Below are 17515 nucleotides of genomic sequence, written 5' to 3' on the forward strand. Positions count from 1 at the left end.
GCCTGCGTCACTTGACGAAGCGGTTGGCCTTGGCAGCCTGATCCATCTCCTTCCGCCGGAAGTAGATCGCCCGCCCGCAGCGTATCGGACTATTGCCCTGCACGATGACGATCTGTTCATCCTTGCGCATGGATTGGGTGATCTCGTGCGGCATGATCAGCGGCCGGCGCTGGAAGTTGACGCTTTCCGATTTGCGCGAGGCGCTGTTCTTTGTGTTCCAGCCGATGTTGCGGGAGCTTCCCTTCACCTCCACCGTCATTTCGCCGCACTGCGCCGAGACGTTGCGCGCCGTGTCGAGCGCCTTGATCGCGGCATAGGAGGCAAAAGCGCAGCCGTCGATCCACGACGTCGCGCCGTCTTTCCCGAAATGCCGCTCCATCTGCCCGACCGACTGGTACATCAGCATCATCGTGATGCCGTACTTGCGGCCGCGGTCGCGCGCCTCCTCGAGCCCGCGCATGTAGCCGAGAAGGTCGACCTCATCCAGCATGAAGAGAGCGCGGCGCTCGAATGCGCCGTCTGCCCGTATCATGGCATTGATCAGCGACCCGATGATGACGCGGCCGATGCCCGGATAAGAGCGCAGGATTGACGCCGGGATGTTCAGGAACACGTCCTTTTTGGCTGATACGATATCGCTCGACTCGAAGGCGCGGCCGCAAACAAGGGCGGCGTAACTGTCGAGTGACAGCCACTGCGTATCCTTCGAGGCGGTCGAATAGACGCCACTGAACGTCTGCTCGGTCATGTTGGTGAAAACGCCAAGCGTTTCGCGGATGAAGACGGACGCGGAATGCTCCTGAATGTCGCGCAGCATCGCGAGCACCGAGGGTTCCGGCTCGGAAACGATCTTCCGGAGACAGCGCAAGTTTCGCCGTCCGGCATATTCGGGCGACAGCATCACATGCGCGAGCAGGCCGGTCAGGAGATTGTGCGCCTGGTTCTGGAAATAGGATCCGGTCGAGCTTTCGAAGCGCACGCTTTCCGACAGCAGCATGTGCGCGATACCGACAATATCCTCCTCCTTTTGCCGCGAGTTCTCGATCCCGTCGAGCACATTGAAGCCCATGATCGGATTTGTCGGATCGAGCACCATCACCTCGCGGCCAAGGACGCGGGTTCGGTGCTCGACCACCATTGGCGCGACCTCGGTCGAGGGATCGAGGCAGATCAGCGGTCCGCTGTAGCGCAGCGCCGTCGGCACGACGTTGCTGGTCGTCTTGTATCCCCCCGACCCGGCAAAGAACAGCATATGCGTGGAATCGAAGTCCTGCTTGTAGGTGAGCAAAGGGGCTTTGCCGCCCTTTCCCCATGTGCTGCTATCGTTCGGATCGAACGGCAGTTCATGGACGATATCCTTGTCGACGCGGTATCGTTCGCCGACGACGATCTCGCCGTCATCCGGGAACAGCCTTGCCGCCGCCGACATCGGCAGCCAGGCGGCGTCTCCGAAGATACCGCGCTTGGCACGCTTCATCGGTTCGGGCACGACGATGGAGATGCGGGCGGAGACCGCTACTGCCATGAAACCAGTGACCGCGCCGATGACGGCGACCATGTCGAGATAGGAGAGCGCCCGGTCCCATGATAATGCGCCGCTTTCCACGGACGGGGACAGGCGGCCGAATTCACGCAGCGCGTAGAAGCCGGCGACCGTCAGAAAACAGGCGAGGCTCGCCATCGCCACCGGCCTTCGCCGGTGCAATGGCAAGGCCCAAACGGCCAAAAGGCCGGCGAGCGGCCCGAACAAAAGCGCCGGCACGGGCGATGCCCGAAGGAACCAATATGCCGTCTTGCCCGACATGCCGGCGGCGAGCCCCGGCCAGCGGCAGCCGACGACATAGACCGCAAAGGTGGTGACGGCGACGGGCAAGAGAATGAGCAACAGGCTCGGATGCGGTCTTGCCCTTATTGCCATTCCGCCGTCTCCGCAATGCCAGGTGATCCGCCGTCCAACGAGGGAGCCTTGAATGCTTCCTCGCCAATATCGCGCAACCGCCGATGCTCGGCAGTGCCCGGCGCGACGCTTGCCAGTTCGATGAGCCCGCCGAGCAGAAACGCCCGGTCCGCCTTTGACAGTCCCGCCCTGACGACAATGCCCCCGAGCAGGAATTTCTCGCGGGCCTCCCGCTTGCGGTCAGCCGTCATGAGAAACCTCCGCCGGCGTTCCAGACCCGCCACTTGGCTGTCGACGCGGCGAAGCAGTTGCGCCAGCAGTCCCCTTCTTCTCCTCTTTGCGAAATCGCGCGGCGATCTCTTCCAGGATCCGATCGACCTCGTCGTCGGGGATCTCCATTTCCGCAAGACCGGACTTCGTGGCGGCGCGGGCGAAGCGCTCCGCGGATTTTACTATCAAAAGTCGTCTGCGTTCTCGGAGCTTCGCGATCTGGGCATCCAGTTCCGAAAGTGATGATTTTGCACTCATGCCGTGTGTCCTTTCCAATTTGAACAATCTGAACGGCATCGACTATACTAACTGAAATGAATTAGTAAAATAGTCAAATTTGCATCAAACCGAAAATGTCTCAGCCGGAATTCTTGCCGACCGTCTACCGGATAAGCGGCATCGGCCTTGGCAGGCCGATCGGTTTGAGGGCGCAATATACGTCGCTGACGCGACGGGCTCGGAAGATCTGGAGACGGTCATGGCGATCATGTTCGTCAGAGCGCAGGTGATCAGCAGGGGAGCTGGACGTAGCATCGTCTCGGCCGCCGCCTATCGCCATCGCGCCAGGATGATGGACGAGCAGGCCGGAATGTCGTTCAGCTACCGCGGCGGCACCTCCGAACTGGTGCATGAGGAGCTGGCGCTGCCGGACGAAATTCCGGCCTGGCTGCGGGCGGCGATCGATGGGCAATCGGTCGCCAAGGCAAGCGAGGCCCTCTGGAATGCGATCGAGGCTCACGAGACGCGGGCGGACGCGCAGCTTGCGCGCGAACTGATCATCGCCTTGCCGGAGGAACTGACCCGGGCGGAGAACATCGCCCTGGTGCGCGAGTTCGTCCGGGACAATTTTACGTCGAAAGGAATGGTCGCCGACTGGGTGTTTCACGACAAGGACGGCAATCCGCACATCCATCTGATGACCACACTGAGGCCCCTGACGGAGGAGGGGTTCGGACCGAAGAAGGTTCCGGTGCTTGGCGAAGACGGCGAGCCGTTGCGTGTCGTCACGCCGGATCGGCCGAACGGCAAGATTGTCTACAAGCTCTGGGCCGGCGACAAGGAAACCATGAAGGCATGGAAGATCGCCTGGGCGGAAACCGCCAACCAGCATCTGGCGCTCGCCGGGCATGAGATCCGCCTCGACGGCCGCTCCTATGCCGAGCAGGGCCTCGACGGCATCGCACAGAAACATCTCGGGCCGGAAAAGGCGGCGCTCGCGCGTAAGGGTGTCGAGATGTATTTCGCGCCGGCGGACTTGGCTCGGCGACAGGAGATGGCCGACCGGCTGCTCGCCGATCCCGAGCTTCTCCTGAAACAGCTCGGCAACGAGCGCTCCACATTCGACGAGAAGGATCTCGCCAAGGCGCTGCATCGCTATGTCGACGAACCGACAGATTTCGCCAACATCCGCGCGCGCCTGATGGCGTCGGACGAGCTGGTCACACTCAGGCCACAGGAGATCGACGCGCAGACCGGCAAGGCGTCGGAGCCGGCAGTGTTCACCACGCGGGAGATCCTGCGTATCGAATACGATATGGCGCAGTCGGCGCAGGTCCTTTTAGGGCGAAAGGGCTTTGGCGTCTCAGCGAGACCAGTTGAGACTGCAATCCGAAACGTCGAAACGGCCGATCTGGCAAAGCCCTTCAAGTTCGATGCGGAACAGGTCGATGCCATTCGTCATGTCACCGGCGACAATGCGATTGCCGCCGTGGTCGGTCTTGCTGGCGCCGGCAAGTCGACGCTGCTCGCCGCCGCGCGCGTCGCCTGGGAAAGCGAGAACCGCCGGGTCTTCGGTGCGGCACTCGCAGGCAAGGCAGCCGAAGGTCTGGAGGACAGTTCTGGCATCAAGTCGCGCACGCTCGCATCTTGGGAACTCGCCTGGGCGTCGGGGCGTGGTTTGCTGGAGCGCGGCGACGTACTGGTGATCGACGAGGCAGGAATGGTGTCGTCGCGGCAGATGGCGCGTGTCATGAAGGCGATAGTAGACGCAGGCGCGAAAGCCGTGTTGGTGGGCGACGCGATGCAGCTGCAGCCGATCCAGGCGGGCGCGGCGTTCCGGGCGATCACCGAAAGGGTCGGCTTTGCGGAACTTGCCGGCGTGCGGCGGCAGCGCGATGTGTGGGCGCGCGACGCTTCGCGGCTCTTTGCCCGCGGCGAGGTCGAGAAGGCCCTCGACGCCTATGCCCGGCATGGCCGTATTGTCGAGACGGAGACGCGTCACGAAATCATCGGCCGGATTGTTTCCGACTGGGCGGATGCGCGCCGTGAACTTCTTCAGAAATCAGCTGACGACGAAAATGCGCCTCGCCTTCGCGGCGATGAATTGCTCGCGCTCGCCCACACCAATAACGACGTCAAACGGTTGAACGACGCGTTGCGCCAAGTGATGACGAACGAGGGCGCCCTGAGCGACGGCCGTACTTTCCAGACAGCTCGCGGCGCGCGCGAGTTCGCCGTCGGCGACCGCATCATCTTCCTCGAGAATGCCCGCTTCGTGGAGCCACGCGCCCGGCGTCTCGGACCGCAATACGTCAAAAACGGCATGCTCGGCACGGTCGTTTCCACTGACGACAAACGCGCCGATGCATTGCTGTCGATCCGTCTCGACAATGGCCGCGACGTCGTGATCAGCGAGGACAGCTATTGCAATGTCGATCATGGCTATGCCGCGACCATCCACAAGTCTCAAGGTGCGACTGTGGATCGGACCTTCGTGCTCGCCACCGGCATGATGGATCAGCATCTGACGTATGTGTCGATGACGCGGCATCGCGACCGCGCCGATCTCTATGCGGCGAAAGAAGACTTCAATGCGAAGCCGGAATGGGGAGGCAAGCCGCGCGTCGATCATGCCGCCGGCGTGACTGGCGAGCTCGTGGAGGCCGGGCAAGCGAGATTCCGGCCCGATGATGAGGATACGGAGGAAAGCCCCTATGCCGACATCCGAACCGACGACGGAGCCGTGCATCGTCTCTGGGGCGTGAGCCTGCCGAAGGCTCTCGAGGAGGCCGGCGTCTCGGAGCGCGATACAGTCACCTTGCGCAAGGATGGTGTCGAGAAGGTCAGGGTGACGGTGCCCGTCGTCGATGAGCGGACAGGCGAGAAGCGTTACGACGAACGGGAAGTCGACCGCAATGTCTGGACCGCAAGCCAAGTCGAAACTGCCGAAGCCCGCCAAGAGCGGATCGTACGCGAGAGTCACCGGCCGGAACTGTTCGAACAGCTTGTCCAGCGGCTGTCGCGCTCCGGCGCAAAGACGACGACGCTCGATTTCGAAAGCGAGGACGGCTACCAGGCGCATGCCAGCGACTTCGCACGGCGGCGCGGGATCGACAGTCTCTCATTGGCCGCGGCCCGAATGGAGGAGGGCGTTTCGCGGCGGCTGGCGTGGATTGCGGAAAAGCGCGAGCAGGTGGCGAAGCTCTGGGATCGGGCGAGCGTGGCGCTCGGCTTCGCGATCGAGCGGGAACGGCGCGTTTCGTACAGCGAGGAACGGACCGAAGGCCTCTCGGCCGGAATCCCGATTGGCGGCCACTATCTGATCCCGCCCACCGCCGAGTTCGCCCGAAGTGTCGACGAGGATGCACGCTTGGCGCAGCTTTCCTCGCCCCAGTGGAAGGAGCGGGAACAAATCCTTCGGCCGCTGCTCGAAAGGATCTACCGCAATCCAGACGCGGCGATTGTCCACCTAAATGCGCTTGCATCGAATAGCGCCATCGAACCCCGGAAGCTTGCTGACGATCTCGCCAAAGCGCCGGACCGGCTCGGCCGCCTGCGCGGGTCCGACCTCATGGTCGACGGCCGAGCGGCGCGGAACGAGCGCAGTGTCGGCATGGCGGGCCTGGAGGAGTTGTTGCCCTTGGCTCGCGCCCACGCGACCGAGTTCCGGAGAAATGTCGAGCGGTTCCGCGAGCGCGAGCACACGCGCCGCGCCTATATGTCCCTGTCCATCCCGGCGCTCTCGAAGCGCGCCATGGCGCGTCTTGTGGAGATCGAAGCGGTGCGCAAGCAGGGCGGAGACGATGCCTACAAGACCGCCTTTGCGCTCGCCGTGAAGGACCGCTCGATCGCGCAGGAGATCAAGGCCGTCAGCGACGCATTGACCGCCCGCTTCGGGTGGAGCGCCTTCGCCGCCAAGGCCGGCGCGATCACTGAGCGCAATGTGGCCGAACGCATGCCGGAAGATCTCAAGGATGAAAGACTTGGGAAACTTACGCGGCTCTTCGAGGCTGTCCGGCGCTTCACCGAACAGCAACATCTTGCCGAGAGGAAGGACCGGTCGAAGATCGTCGCCGGCGCGAGTGTCGAGTTCGGAAAGGGGGAAAACGCCGTGCTGCCGATGCTTGCAGCCGTGACGGAATTCAGGACGCCGGTGGACGACGAGGCGCGAGCGCGAGCGCTTACCATGGCGCACTATTGCCATCATCGCGCGGCGCTCGCCGAGACCGCCAAACGTATCTGGCGCGATCCGGCAGCCGCCGTCGACAAGATCGAGGATCTGGTCGTCGAGGGCTTCGCCGGCGAGCGGATCGCCGCAGCCGTAGCCGACGACCCTGCCGCTTATGGCGCGCTCCGCGGCTCGGATCGTCTCATGGAGCGGATGCTTGCCTCTGGCAGGGACAGGAAGGAGGCGCTGCAGGCAGTGTCGGAAGCGGCCGTCCATCTGCGCTCGCTCAACGCGGCTTACGTCAGCGCCTTCGATGCCGAGCGCCAGGCTGTTAAGGAAGAACGTCGGCGCATGGCTGTTGCTATTCCCGGTCTCTCGAAACCAGCCGAAGAAACCCTGCAGCGATTAGCGTCCGAGATGAAGAAGGAGAGCCGAAAGCTCGACTCGATGGCCGGTTCACTCGATTCGGATATCCGCCGGGAGTTTGCTGCCGTCAGCAGAGCGCTCGACGAGCGGTTCGGGCGCAATGCCATTCTCCGGGGGGACAAGGATCTCCTCAACAGAGTGCCGCCGGCCCAGCGGCCGGCTTTCGAGGCGCTGCAGGACAGGCTCAAGGTGTTGCAGCAGACTGCGCAGATCAACAGCAGCCACAAGGTCGTCTCCGATCGCCGCGAGCGCGTGATCAGTCGGGCACCTGGTTTCGAGCGTTAGACCCCAATAAACTGCTACTCCAGATAATGCCTAGGCGAGGCGCTGCGGTAGATGATCGCTGCGCCGGCGCCGGTGTTCATGGATGGGCCTCGCGCTGTCAGCGAATCCACTCATTCCAGCGTTGCAGCAGCATTGCAGTATTGGCGTTGATCCATTCCGCATCAGGCACGATCACGTAATCCCGAACGTCGTCGCCTTGCGGCATTGTAAGGCGCGCTTCCTCGGACATCAACGCAATGGCGTCACGGCTTGGGGGCGTGCAGGAAAGAACCTCGCATGCCTTGGCCTGGGCCGCCGGAGAATTCAGCCAGAATGCGATCAGCTTGAGCGCATTGTCGCGGTGCGGCGCCCCTTTGAGGAGTGCTATCCGGTCGCCGACGAGGAAGGAGGCCTTGTAGGACCAGGCGATCGGCAGTCCTTCGGTCTGCATCGCCTTTGCGCGCGTCAACCAGATTTGCCCGAGCGAATACTCGCCATTGCGAAACCCCTGCATGCTTTGATCGCCGGTTTTCCACCACAGTGAGATCGAAGGCCTGATCTTATCGAGCTTGGCCAACGCACGATCGATGTCGAGCGGGAACAGTTCATCTCGCTTGACGCCGTCGGCGAGAAGCGCCGCGGCCATGACGCGCCAAGGGTCGTCGAAATTCGGGAAGGCACGTTCTCCCGGGAAATTCTCTGTGTCCCACATGTCGGCCCAGGTCTCTGGAGCGGGATCGCCGGACTTTCCGGTCCTGTAGGCCAACAGCGTTGCCGTCGACTGCAAGAGCGCTCCGCCAGCCGAGCAGGCATTGGCACTAAGGTCCTTTCGACCGGCAAACTGGCGGCAGTACTCGGTCAGGTCCTCCGTGACTTCTCGATGCGCCTTTGACGCGGCTTGGATCTCGCCATCGAGATAAAGGTCCCAATTGACATTTCCGGTTTTCACCATTGCGGCAGCCTTTGCTCGCATCTCAGCGTTGGTCGCGACGACGGTTACGACTTCTATTCCCGTCGCCTTTGTGAACGGATCGAACCATGCCTCCTTCAAGGCCCGGTCATAGGCACCGCCGGTCGAAGCGATGATGACCTGCTCGGCGGCGACCGTCGGGAGCGTCAAGGCTATCCAGGAGAGTAGACTGGCAATGGTCGGCTTAAGGATTTTTGCGAAATGCGAAAGCAGAGAGGTCATGAGAGGTTCCCTTTATCACGTCAGTTGGTGGGAAACGGAGATCGCCGGTTTCACGCGTTGGGCTTACGGGCATTGAGGAGATGAACCGCGCCCATGAGCAGGAGGGAGGTGGCGACAAGCACGGTCGAGACCGCGGCGATGACAGGTGTCAGGTTGAAGTCGATATCCTCGAACATCTTGCGCCCGATCGATTTCCCTCCGATGTCCGATATGAAGAACGCAACGGTTGCTTCATCGAATGAGGCGAGAAAGGCAAACACCGCCGCGGCTGCGACACCGGGCACGATGTTCGGCAGCACGACCAGAAAGAACGCCTGCAGCCTGTTAGCTCCGCAGTTCAACGCTGCCAGTTCGAGCGTCGGATCGAAACGCTGCAGCGACGCCGTGACGGTGATGATCACGTAGGGGACTGCAAGTACGGTATGTGCGACAAGGAAGCCGAAAAAGCTGCCGGTGAGCTGCAACGGCGCAAAGGCGAGATAGAGAGCCACACCGAGGATGATGTGTGGCACGATCATCGGTCCGAGCGCGAGCGCCTGCAATGCGGATCTGAAGGGAAGACATCCTCGTACGATCGAAAGAGCCGCCATGGTGCCCACGACCGTTGCTGTCGCGGTTGTCGCCAGGGCGATTTTGAGGCTGAACCATGTTGCAGCCATCCAGTCCGGATCATTGAAGTAGGCGCTGTACCATTTGAGCGTCAGGCCCCGCGGCGGGAACTCGATATAGTCGGTTTCGCTGAGCGACATCGGTACGACGATCAGCGTCGGAAGCAGCAGAAAGAAGAGAACGCATCCGATCCCCGCACCGATGGCCAGAATGATCGCCCCTCTTGTGCAGGCGCGGATCGTCGGAGAGGTGAAAACATCAAGGGCTGCGGGAAGGCGGCCGTGCACCTGTGCTTGATCAATGGACACTGTTCAATCCCTTGCTGAGCGATAGCGTCCTGCGGAACAGCAGGACAAAAAGGAGAGTGACGGCGAGAAGCACGGTCGAAAGCGCTGCCGCAAACGGCCAATCGAGTAGAACTGTCGTCTGCTGGCCGATGAGCGTCGCCATGAGCATTGAGCCAGGACCGCCCACCAGCGCCGGTGTGATGTAGAAGCCGAGCGCGAGAACGAAGCACATCACGCTGCCGGCAAAGACGCCGGGGAGACTAAGCGGTAGGGTCACGGCAACGAAAGCCCGCACAGGTCCGGCTCCCAGATTGCGGGCGGCGCGGATGTAATCGGGGGGAAGGGCGCGCAGTGCCGAATAGATCGGAAGGATCATGAATGGCATCAGCACGTGCGTCATGGCGAGGATGACTGCACCCTGCGTGTAGATCAGCTTTAGCGGCCCGTCGGTAATGCCTATTTCGAGGAGTAGTTGGTTGACGATGCCGTTGCGTTGGAGAAGGACGACCCATGCGTAGGAGCGGATGAGGACAGAAGTCCATAGCGGAATGAAGACGCAGGCTGCGACAACCCCGGCCAAGCCCTTACGGAGCCGCGCCATGAGGTAGGCAACCGGAAAGCCGACAACGAGGCTCGCGATCGTCACCACGAGAGCGACCTCGATCGTGCTTAAGAGAACGCCGAGATGAAGCGGCTCGGAGAAAATGCGGCGGTAGTGGTCAAATGTTCCTCCGGAGAAGCTCAATGCGACGAGCCGCACAACCGGATAGAGAAAGCCTGCCACCAGGGCAGCGACGAGCGGTGCGGCCAATCCCAACGATGCGGACGGCGAATAAAAACGCGCCGACGACAACGTTGACCGAGCGGAAGAGTGTGGCGAGGAGTTCGTCATGCAGCGCGCCTCTCCGTCACAGGAAAGATGTGCAAGGCCTTCTCATCGAGGAGGATGTCCACCTGGTCGTTCTTCTGGAATGGCACGAACCCGTCGGCGGCGATCTGCACCTGCAGGCTCGCCTCCGGGCGATCGGCACGGCGGACGAGATAGATGTAGGTGGAGCCAATGAATACAGCGGCGTCCACGACACCTGGCAGCGCATCGGCGCCCCCATGGCCTCGCTTCACAAGCCGCATCCGTTCCGGACGGATTGCCATGCGCAAAGCTTCGCCGGCTGTGCACCTGCGCTCGAGGTCGTTCGCCGCTGAGCGAACGTTGAGCACGATCCCCTCGGATAAACGCACGACCGCATTTTCAGCCGAGCTTTCAAGGCAATCGCCATCGATAAAATTCATCCGGCCGATGAAGTCCGCGACGAACTCGGTTTTCGGCTGCCGGTAGAGCTCCGCCGGTGTGCCGAACTGCACCAGACGGCCATCGGACATGATGGCGACGCGATCCGACATCGTCAGTGCTTCGTCCTGATCATGCGTCACATAGATGACCGTAGCGCCAAGCCGCTCCTGCAGGCGCTTGATCTCAAACTGCATCGCCTCTCGCAATTTCTTGTCGAGTGCGCCGAGCGGTTCATCCATCAGGAGGACGGGTGGCTCGAACGCCAAAGCGCGCGCCACCGCGACGCGTTGCTGCTGGCCACCAGAAAGCTGGTTGGGGTAGCGTTCTGCGTAGCCGGAGAGTTGCACGAGTTCCAGCATCTCGTCGACGCGCCGGGCAATTGCCGCCTTGTGCATCCGACCTCGCATCCTCAGCGGGAACGCGATGTTCTGTCGGATGGTCAGATGCGGGAAAAGCGCATACTTCTGGAACACCATTCCGATGTCGCGGTGATTGGGCGCGAGGAAGGTGACGTCCCGCCCCCCGATGGTTATCCTGCCGGCGTTTGGCGCCTCGAAACCGGCGATCATTGTCAGGGCCGTCGTCTTGCCGGAGCCAGACGGCCCCAGCAAAGAGACGAACTCCCCTGCAGCGATGTCGAGCGACAGCTCGCGAACCGCAATGGCCTCGCCGTATCGTTTTTGAAGTCCCGCAAGGGACAGAGATTGACCGATCAAATCCGCCTTTCCTTTCAGCTGCTGGACGCTCTTCGGCGTCTCTCCCTGGGTACGGCCGATTCGACCGCAATGAAGATCCGTCTTCCGACTCTAAGGGGGAGTCAGGACGAGGTGCTATTGCTGAAGTTTGGTTCACACGGGACGCGAGTATGCGGTCCGCGTGACGGCGCAAGGGAAAGCTGCTAATACCGCTGATGCGACAAAAGCTTTGCAAAACCTTTACACTTCATTTTTGTTGCATCAAAAATTCATAGTGTCAACTGATCGTGAGAGTGAAATGCCGGATATTCCAAACAAGGCGCCGCAGGTCGAGCGGGCAATGGAAAGGTTGGGGGATGCGGCCTATCGGCAAATGAAGGAGCGCATCATCCGCGGCGTCTATAGGCCTGGCCACAAGTTGACGGTTCGCGCCGTCGCGCAGGATCTCGACGTCAGCACAACGCCAGCGCGTGATGCCATCAACAGGCTGACGAGCGAGGGAGCGCTTGTTTACACCGGGCCGAAGACGGTTGTCGTTCCGGTTCTCGACGCGACCGCGCTTCGAGAAATAACCCTCACGCGCCTGGCGCTCGAAGGGCTCGCCTCGGAGCAGGCTGCCCAACACGGCACGCCTGCTGACGTGGAGGAATTAAAGTCCTTACAAAGGCTTATCAATTCCGCTCTAGACGAAAAGCGCTATGCGGAAGCGCTTTGGCACAACAAGGAATTCCACTTCGCGATTTATCGCCTCTCGGGACTTCCTCATCTCGTCTCGATCATCGAAAGCCTCTGGCTGAGGATCGGCCCCTCATTGCACAATCTCTACCCAGAATTTGCCGAGGAGAAGTATGGAGTTCGCAATCACGAGATCGCCATGGAGGCTCTTGAAGAGCGCGACGCGGCGAGCCTCAGGGCAGCGATGGAGAATGACATTCGCGATGGTTATCGGCGGCTGAAGCGCGCCAATCAAGAGAAAGAAGGTGACTGTTCGGCCTAAGATTTTGTTGCATGGACTTGACGGGCTGCATTTTTGTTGCAACAAAATTGTGAAGCTCGTGCAAAGCGAGCGATCGTTTTCTTTGTCAGGAAGCCGGAAACTATGCTCGTTCAAGCAACAAACAGGCTGCGGCAGGCGTCTGCGCGCAGTAGGTCCAAGCACCTATTCAACCGCGCCAAGGCCGTGTTTCCAGATGGAACCACCCGCGCAACGGTTGAGAAGGATCCTTTTCCGATCTATGTCCAGCGCGGAGAGGGGGCCTATCTCGTCGACGTTGACGGGAACCGACTCCTCGATCTCAACAACAACTTTACCACGCTCATTCACGGACACGGGTTCGAACCAGTCTCGGAGGCTGTCGTCGACCTGCTACGTTCGGGTACCTGTTTCGCCAACCCGACGGAACATGAGATTGCCCTGGCGGCACTGCTGACCGGCCGCATTCCCTCAATGGAGCGGGTTCGCTTCGTTAACAGCGGCACCGAAGCAGTGATGTTTGCCATCAAGGCTGCGCGCGCCTTCACCGGCAGGCCCGCTATCGCGCGGATCGAAGGTGCCTATCACGGCGCCTATGACTGGGCCGAGGCAGGACAGGGGGTTTCGCCTGGCAAGGATGGCTGGGATCAAGCTCCGATCGCCACGCCGGCCTATCGTGGCACTCCGCCGAGCGTAGCCGATGAGGTGCTTCTTCTGCGGTTCAATGATGTCGAGGGTCTCAAAGCGCGCTTGAGTGCGGCGAGCGACTGCATCGCGGGCGTGCTGATTGATCCGATGCCCAGCCGGGCGGGCTTGATGCATCCGGAACCCGCCTTCATAGAGACGTTGTCGGAAACAGCGAGCAAATACGGAATCCTGATCATCGCCGACGAGGTGCTCAATCTTCGGCAAGGCTATGCCGGCGCTTCGGCACGGTACGGCCTGGAACCCGACCTGATTGCGGCCGGCAAGATCATCGGAGGTGGCTTTCCGATTGGCGCCATTGGCGGCCGGGAAGAAGTGATGCGCGTTTTCGGCACCGAAGATGCGAAGCCGTCGCTGCCGCAAGGCGGCACTTTTTCTGCAAATCCCGTTTCCATGGTCGCCGGCCGTGTGGCCATGGAAGCAATGACACCAGATGCCTTCAATCGCTTGGAGAAGATGGGCGAGCGACTGCGCGGCGGCCTCAGAACACGCATTGCCAGCCGCGATGCGCCCTATTCGGTGACCGGCGCCGCCTCGCTCTTCCGGATCCACCCGAAGCGCGTCGCGCCCGCTGAGTATCGCGATGCGTATCTGAGCGCCGAAGAGGCCTCGCTCATGCGGCGAATGAGCCGCCACTTCCTGGAAACGGGGATACTTCTACCCTCCGGGGCCGCGGCTTGCCTCTCGACGGTCATGGTCGAAAGCGACATCGAACTCATCCTCCAAGCATTTGACAATTTTCTTGATGCCGACAGCCAATCCGGAAAGGAGCGCGTTCAATGACGCAGCACAAACCCATCGAAACCGTTGCGCAGCGCATAGCGCAGACTCTTCGCCGCCACGAGGTGGAATTTATTTTCGGCCAAAGCCTTCCATCGGCCGTCATTCTCGCCGCCGAGGCGATCGACATTCGACAGATCGCTTATCGGCAGGAGAATATGGGCGGCGCGATGGCCGACGGGTACGCCCGTGTTTCCGGCAGGGTCGGTGTCGTCGCAGCCCAGAACGGTCCCGCGGCAACCTTGCTTGTGCCACCGCTTGCCGAGGCCCTGAAGGCCAGTGTGCCGATAGTCGCACTGGTGCAGGATGTCGAGCGAGACCACACGGACCGGAATGCCTTTCAGGAGCTTGACCAAATCGCTCTGTTCCAGTCCTGCACCAAATGGGTGCGGCGCGTCACTGTCCCGGAACGCATCGAAGACTATGTGGACGCCGCCTTCACGGCTGCCACGTCCGGCCGAGCCGGGCCGGCCGCGCTTTTGCTGCCAGCGGATCTCCTCCGTACAGAGGCGGGAGCGCCAGCAGTCGCACGTTCAAAGAACCTGGGGCATTGGCCCCTGGACCGCGTCCGACCCTCGGATGGCGCACTCGCAGAGGCCGCCTCCCTCATCGCTTCGGCTCAAGCGCCCATTGTTATCGCCGGCGGAGGCATTCACTGCGGCGGTGCTACGGTGGAACTCGTTGCGCTCCAGCAGGATGCATCCCTGCCGGTCTTCACCACGAATATGGGGAAGGGAGCGGTTGACGAATACCATCCGCTTTCCGCCGGTGTGCTAGGCTCGCTAGTCGGCCCGCGCTCGCTCGGACGGCACTCGTCCGCTTTGGCCGAGGCCGCTGACCTGGTCCTTCTCATCGGAACGCGGACCAACCAGAACGGCACCGACAATTGGCGCCAAATTCCCTCCGGCGCGACGGTCGTGCACATCGATGTCGATCCGGCTGAGATCGGGCGTAACTACGAATCGGTTCGGCTTCTCGGTGATGCGCGGGAGACGCTTGCGGCACTGCGCGTGGCGCTCTCGCGCATCGACCTCACAGGCCGGCATGCGGATCGAGCGCGGCTCGAAGAATGCATTGCTGCATATTGGAGACGCTTCGAACATGATCGCCGCGACGCGGCGACATCGCGCTCCCGCCCGATCCGCCCGGAGCGGCTCATGGCGGAGCTCCAGGATCTGCTAACCGAAGATGTGACGGTCGTCGCCGACGCGAGCTACTCATCCATGTGGGTCCTGGGGCAACTGAGAGCGCCGGCGAGCGGGATGCGCTTCATCACGCCACGCGGGCTGGCGGGGCTCGGTTGGGGAGTACCGCTCGCGATCGGCGCTAAGGCTGCCCGCCCGGACAAGCCAGTCGTCGCCATCGTCGGGGACGGCGGCTTTGCCCACAGTTGGGCGGAACTCGAGACCATGATGCGGATGAAGCTTCCTGTCACCATCGTCGTCCTCAACAATGGCATACTCGGTTTCCAGCGCGACGCTGAAATGGTGAAGTTCGGCAACTTCACATCGGCATGCCATTTCGCCGAGGTCGACCACGCGAAATTGGCTGAAGCGTGTGGTTGCCCGGCCGTACGTGTCGACGACCCAAGCGAGCTTGCCTATCATCTGCAGCGCGGCATGGAGCAGGGGCCGCTTCTGATCGAAGTGATGACCGACCCGGCGGCGCATCCTCCCCTTTCGCTCTTCGCCAAGATGGACGAAGCAGCATGAGCCGCAATGCCACAGCGAGGATTGCCGTCGTCACTGGCGGTACTTCTGGAATCGGGCTGGCAACGGCCCATCACCTTTTGCAACGGGGATGCAGGGTCGCAGTCTTCGGACAAAAACGCACCAACGTCGAAAGAGCCGCCGAGGCGCTTTCGCGGGATTTCGGCTCCGATCGCGTGTTCGCTCGCGCTGTCGAGCTAGCCGAACCGGCGCGGATCGAAGCCTTCTTTCAAGAATTGCAAAACTACTGGGGAAAGCCTGAAATTCTGGTTTGCAACGCCGGAATATCACCGAAGGGGCCAGATGGCCCGGCCCCATTCGAAGCAATCACGCTCGATGAATGGAACGCCGTTCTTTCCGTCAACCTGACCGGGACAATGCTGTGCTGCCAGGCGGCCATACCTGGTATGGTCGCGCAAGGCTTTGGCCGCATCGTTCTTGTCGGGTCCATTGCCGGCCGTGCGCTACCCAAAATCGCTGGCACCGCCTATGTCGCCTCGAAAGCGGCGCTTGCGGGGCTCGCACGCTCGCTGGTTGCGCGATACGCGGCGGAAGGAATTACGGTGAATGTCGTTGCACCAGGCAGGATTGCCACCGAGATGGCCGGACCGCGCGACAGCGTGGTCAATCGCGCGGCTGTTGCCCGCATTCCCGCCGGCCGCTTGGGCGAACCGGCAGAAGTTGCGGCGGTGATCTGCTTTTTGGCGTCAGATGAGGCGGCCTACGTAAACGGCGCGACTATAGACGTTAACGGCGGAGAATATGCGCCGCTTTAACCAGGGGAGTTTCGGGCCACACGGGGATGCGAAATGGATGCGGAGGTACTGATTCATACGGAGAACGCGGAGCTCTTCCTTCTCCTGAAGCACGTTCTTGAGACCGAGGGATTTCCCGCGCGGATCTGTGTCGATCCAAAGGAGCTGCTTGATGCGATACAGGCTGAAAACGCAGTCGCCGTCCTACTCGACTGCAGCAGTCGAGGGGAGGCGGCCCCCGGGCTTTGCCGTCAAATTAGAGCGGCAGGCGGCGACAACGTGACAGTTGCGGCCCTCGCAAATTCACTGGAGGCCGATCTCAGCCGTGACCTTCATGCTGCCGGAGTCGATACCGTTTTATTCCGTCCCCTCAAACCGATCGAAATGCTCTCCTTGCTGAAGCGGCTTCATACGAAACTGCCACACGATCCTCGCCCTCGAGCCGCTCCCGAGCTGATTTTCCGCCGCGCGGATATAGAGATAAACGTCACGAGGGTCAGGGTCACCCGCAACGGTCACGCCGTGCGCCTCTCCGCCCTTCAGTTCAGATTGCTTCTGCATCTCATGAGGACGCCCGACATCGTGCACAGTCGCGAAGATCTGATCGCGGCTGGTTGGCCGCGCGAAGCCGAAGTCGAGCCACGCACAGTCGACATTCACATCGGACACATTAGGCGTGCGTTGAACCGGTATGGGCCGAATATCATTCGCACAGTGCGATCCGTGGGCTACTCGCTCGACGAAGTCGCGCAACCAGTACAAAAGTAGCTTTTGTTCGGCCGCGACCCCCCGCGGGCCGATTTTAGCTATTGGAGCCGAAGCAAACGACCCGGGCCTCGTGCCAGTAAGTAAACTGTAAGCTTCCTGTCGTTGACGCCGATGAGTTTCACTGTCCGTTGACGACGCGAGCTGACGCGGCGCTGCGCCATGGCGGCATGGCAAATTTCTCGTGCAAGGCCTCAACTATGCGTGAGAGCTCGCGCTGCTTTCGTGTGGGACTTGAGCGCGGCTGGTCTTCATATGATCTGGCGTTTCCTTTGAAGTCATTGGGGCATGAATAGCGAGCCCGGCGGAACTGAATCCAAAAGAGTGCCTAACGCCCGCGGACAATCGGTATAATGTTGCAACAAATATGTGGGAAAAATAGGCATATTTTACACTTTTCACGGCACGATAAGCGAAAACACTAAAATTCTAAGGCTTACGGCGCAAGAAAGAGCGTATTACTTGTTTAATTTGTGACATCAAATGGCTGCGGCGAGCAGGGGATTGATC

The 17515-nt window shown here is 61.3% G+C and carries 13 protein-coding genes; 6 read left to right on the forward strand and 7 right to left on the reverse strand.

Annotation, left to right across the window (positions count from 1 at the left end):
- Window positions 1-7: 7 nt before the first annotated feature.
- Genes traG through USDA257_RS34125 form a run of 3 tightly spaced genes read right to left on the reverse strand, consistent with a single transcriptional unit; the run spans window position 8 to window position 2425 of the window.
- Window positions 8-1918, reverse strand: coding sequence for a Ti-type conjugative transfer system protein TraG (gene traG, locus USDA257_RS14250; protein WP_014763677.1), 1911 nt, complete (start codon window positions 1916-1918; stop codon window positions 8-10).
- Window positions 1909-2148, reverse strand: coding sequence for a conjugal transfer protein TraD (locus tag USDA257_RS14255; protein ID WP_014763678.1), 240 nt, complete (start codon window positions 2146-2148; stop codon window positions 1909-1911). The genes traG and USDA257_RS14255 overlap by 10 nt, the downstream gene beginning before the upstream one ends.
- Window positions 2138-2425 carry a TraC family protein gene (locus tag USDA257_RS34125; protein WP_014763679.1) on the reverse strand — a complete coding sequence of 96 codons (288 nt, stop codon included), beginning with the start codon at window positions 2423-2425 and terminating at the stop codon, window positions 2138-2140. Before USDA257_RS34125 ends, USDA257_RS14255 begins: the two co-directional genes overlap by 11 nt.
- A gap of 220 nt (window positions 2426-2645) precedes the next feature.
- On the opposite strand from USDA257_RS34125, the gene traA reads away from it, so the two are divergent.
- Window positions 2646-7265 (forward strand): Ti-type conjugative transfer relaxase TraA, encoded by a 4620-nt coding sequence (traA, locus tag USDA257_RS14265; protein ID WP_014763680.1) that lies wholly within the window; start codon window positions 2646-2648, stop codon window positions 7263-7265.
- A gap of 97 nt (window positions 7266-7362) precedes the next feature.
- Here traA and USDA257_RS14270 read toward each other — a convergent pair whose 3' ends face one another.
- From USDA257_RS14270 to USDA257_RS14285, 4 genes are read right to left on the reverse strand one after another with little or no spacing between them, the layout of a single operon-like run.
- Window positions 7363-8436, reverse strand: coding sequence for an ABC transporter substrate-binding protein (locus USDA257_RS14270; RefSeq protein ID WP_014763681.1), 1074 nt, complete (start codon window positions 8434-8436; stop codon window positions 7363-7365).
- Between the two features lie 50 nt (window positions 8437-8486).
- Entirely contained in the window at window positions 8487-9353 is an 867-nt protein-coding gene (locus USDA257_RS14275; RefSeq protein ID WP_014763682.1) for an ABC transporter permease, read from the reverse strand.
- Window positions 9343-10224, reverse strand: coding sequence for an ABC transporter permease (locus USDA257_RS14280; RefSeq protein WP_014763683.1), 882 nt, complete (start codon window positions 10222-10224; stop codon window positions 9343-9345). Before USDA257_RS14280 ends, USDA257_RS14275 begins: the two co-directional genes overlap by 11 nt.
- Complete coding sequence (locus USDA257_RS14285) at window positions 10221-11339, reverse strand: ABC transporter ATP-binding protein (RefSeq protein ID WP_014763684.1); 1119 nt, start codon at window positions 11337-11339, stop codon at window positions 10221-10223. The genes USDA257_RS14280 and USDA257_RS14285 overlap by 4 nt, the downstream gene beginning before the upstream one ends.
- 277 nt (window positions 11340-11616) lie before the next feature.
- On the opposite strand from USDA257_RS14285, the gene USDA257_RS14290 reads away from it, so the two are divergent.
- The 5 genes from USDA257_RS14290 (at window position 11617) to USDA257_RS14310 (ending at window position 17008) form a co-directional block, all read left to right on the forward strand.
- Complete coding sequence (locus tag USDA257_RS14290; RefSeq protein WP_014763685.1) at window positions 11617-12315, forward strand: GntR family transcriptional regulator; 699 nt, start codon at window positions 11617-11619, stop codon at window positions 12313-12315.
- 102 nt (window positions 12316-12417) lie between these two features.
- Window positions 12418-13779 carry an aspartate aminotransferase family protein gene (locus USDA257_RS14295; protein ID WP_014763686.1) on the forward strand — a complete coding sequence of 454 codons (1362 nt, stop codon included), beginning with the start codon at window positions 12418-12420 and terminating at the stop codon, window positions 13777-13779.
- Entirely contained in the window at window positions 13776-15488 is a 1713-nt protein-coding gene (locus USDA257_RS14300; RefSeq protein ID WP_014763687.1) for an acetolactate synthase catalytic subunit, read from the forward strand. Before USDA257_RS14295 ends, USDA257_RS14300 begins: the two co-directional genes overlap by 4 nt.
- Window positions 15485-16261 (forward strand): SDR family oxidoreductase, encoded by a 777-nt coding sequence (locus tag USDA257_RS14305; protein WP_014763688.1) that lies wholly within the window; start codon window positions 15485-15487, stop codon window positions 16259-16261. Before USDA257_RS14300 ends, USDA257_RS14305 begins: the two co-directional genes overlap by 4 nt.
- Before the next feature lie 33 nt (window positions 16262-16294).
- On the forward strand, window positions 16295-17008 hold the full coding sequence (locus tag USDA257_RS14310) for a winged helix-turn-helix transcriptional regulator (RefSeq protein ID WP_014763689.1): 714 nt from the start codon (window positions 16295-16297) through the stop codon (window positions 17006-17008).
- Window positions 17009-17515 lie beyond the last annotated feature (507 nt).

Source organism: Sinorhizobium fredii USDA 257 (assembly GCF_000265205.3).
Taxonomy (GTDB): Bacteria; Pseudomonadota; Alphaproteobacteria; order Rhizobiales; family Rhizobiaceae; genus Sinorhizobium; species Sinorhizobium fredii_B.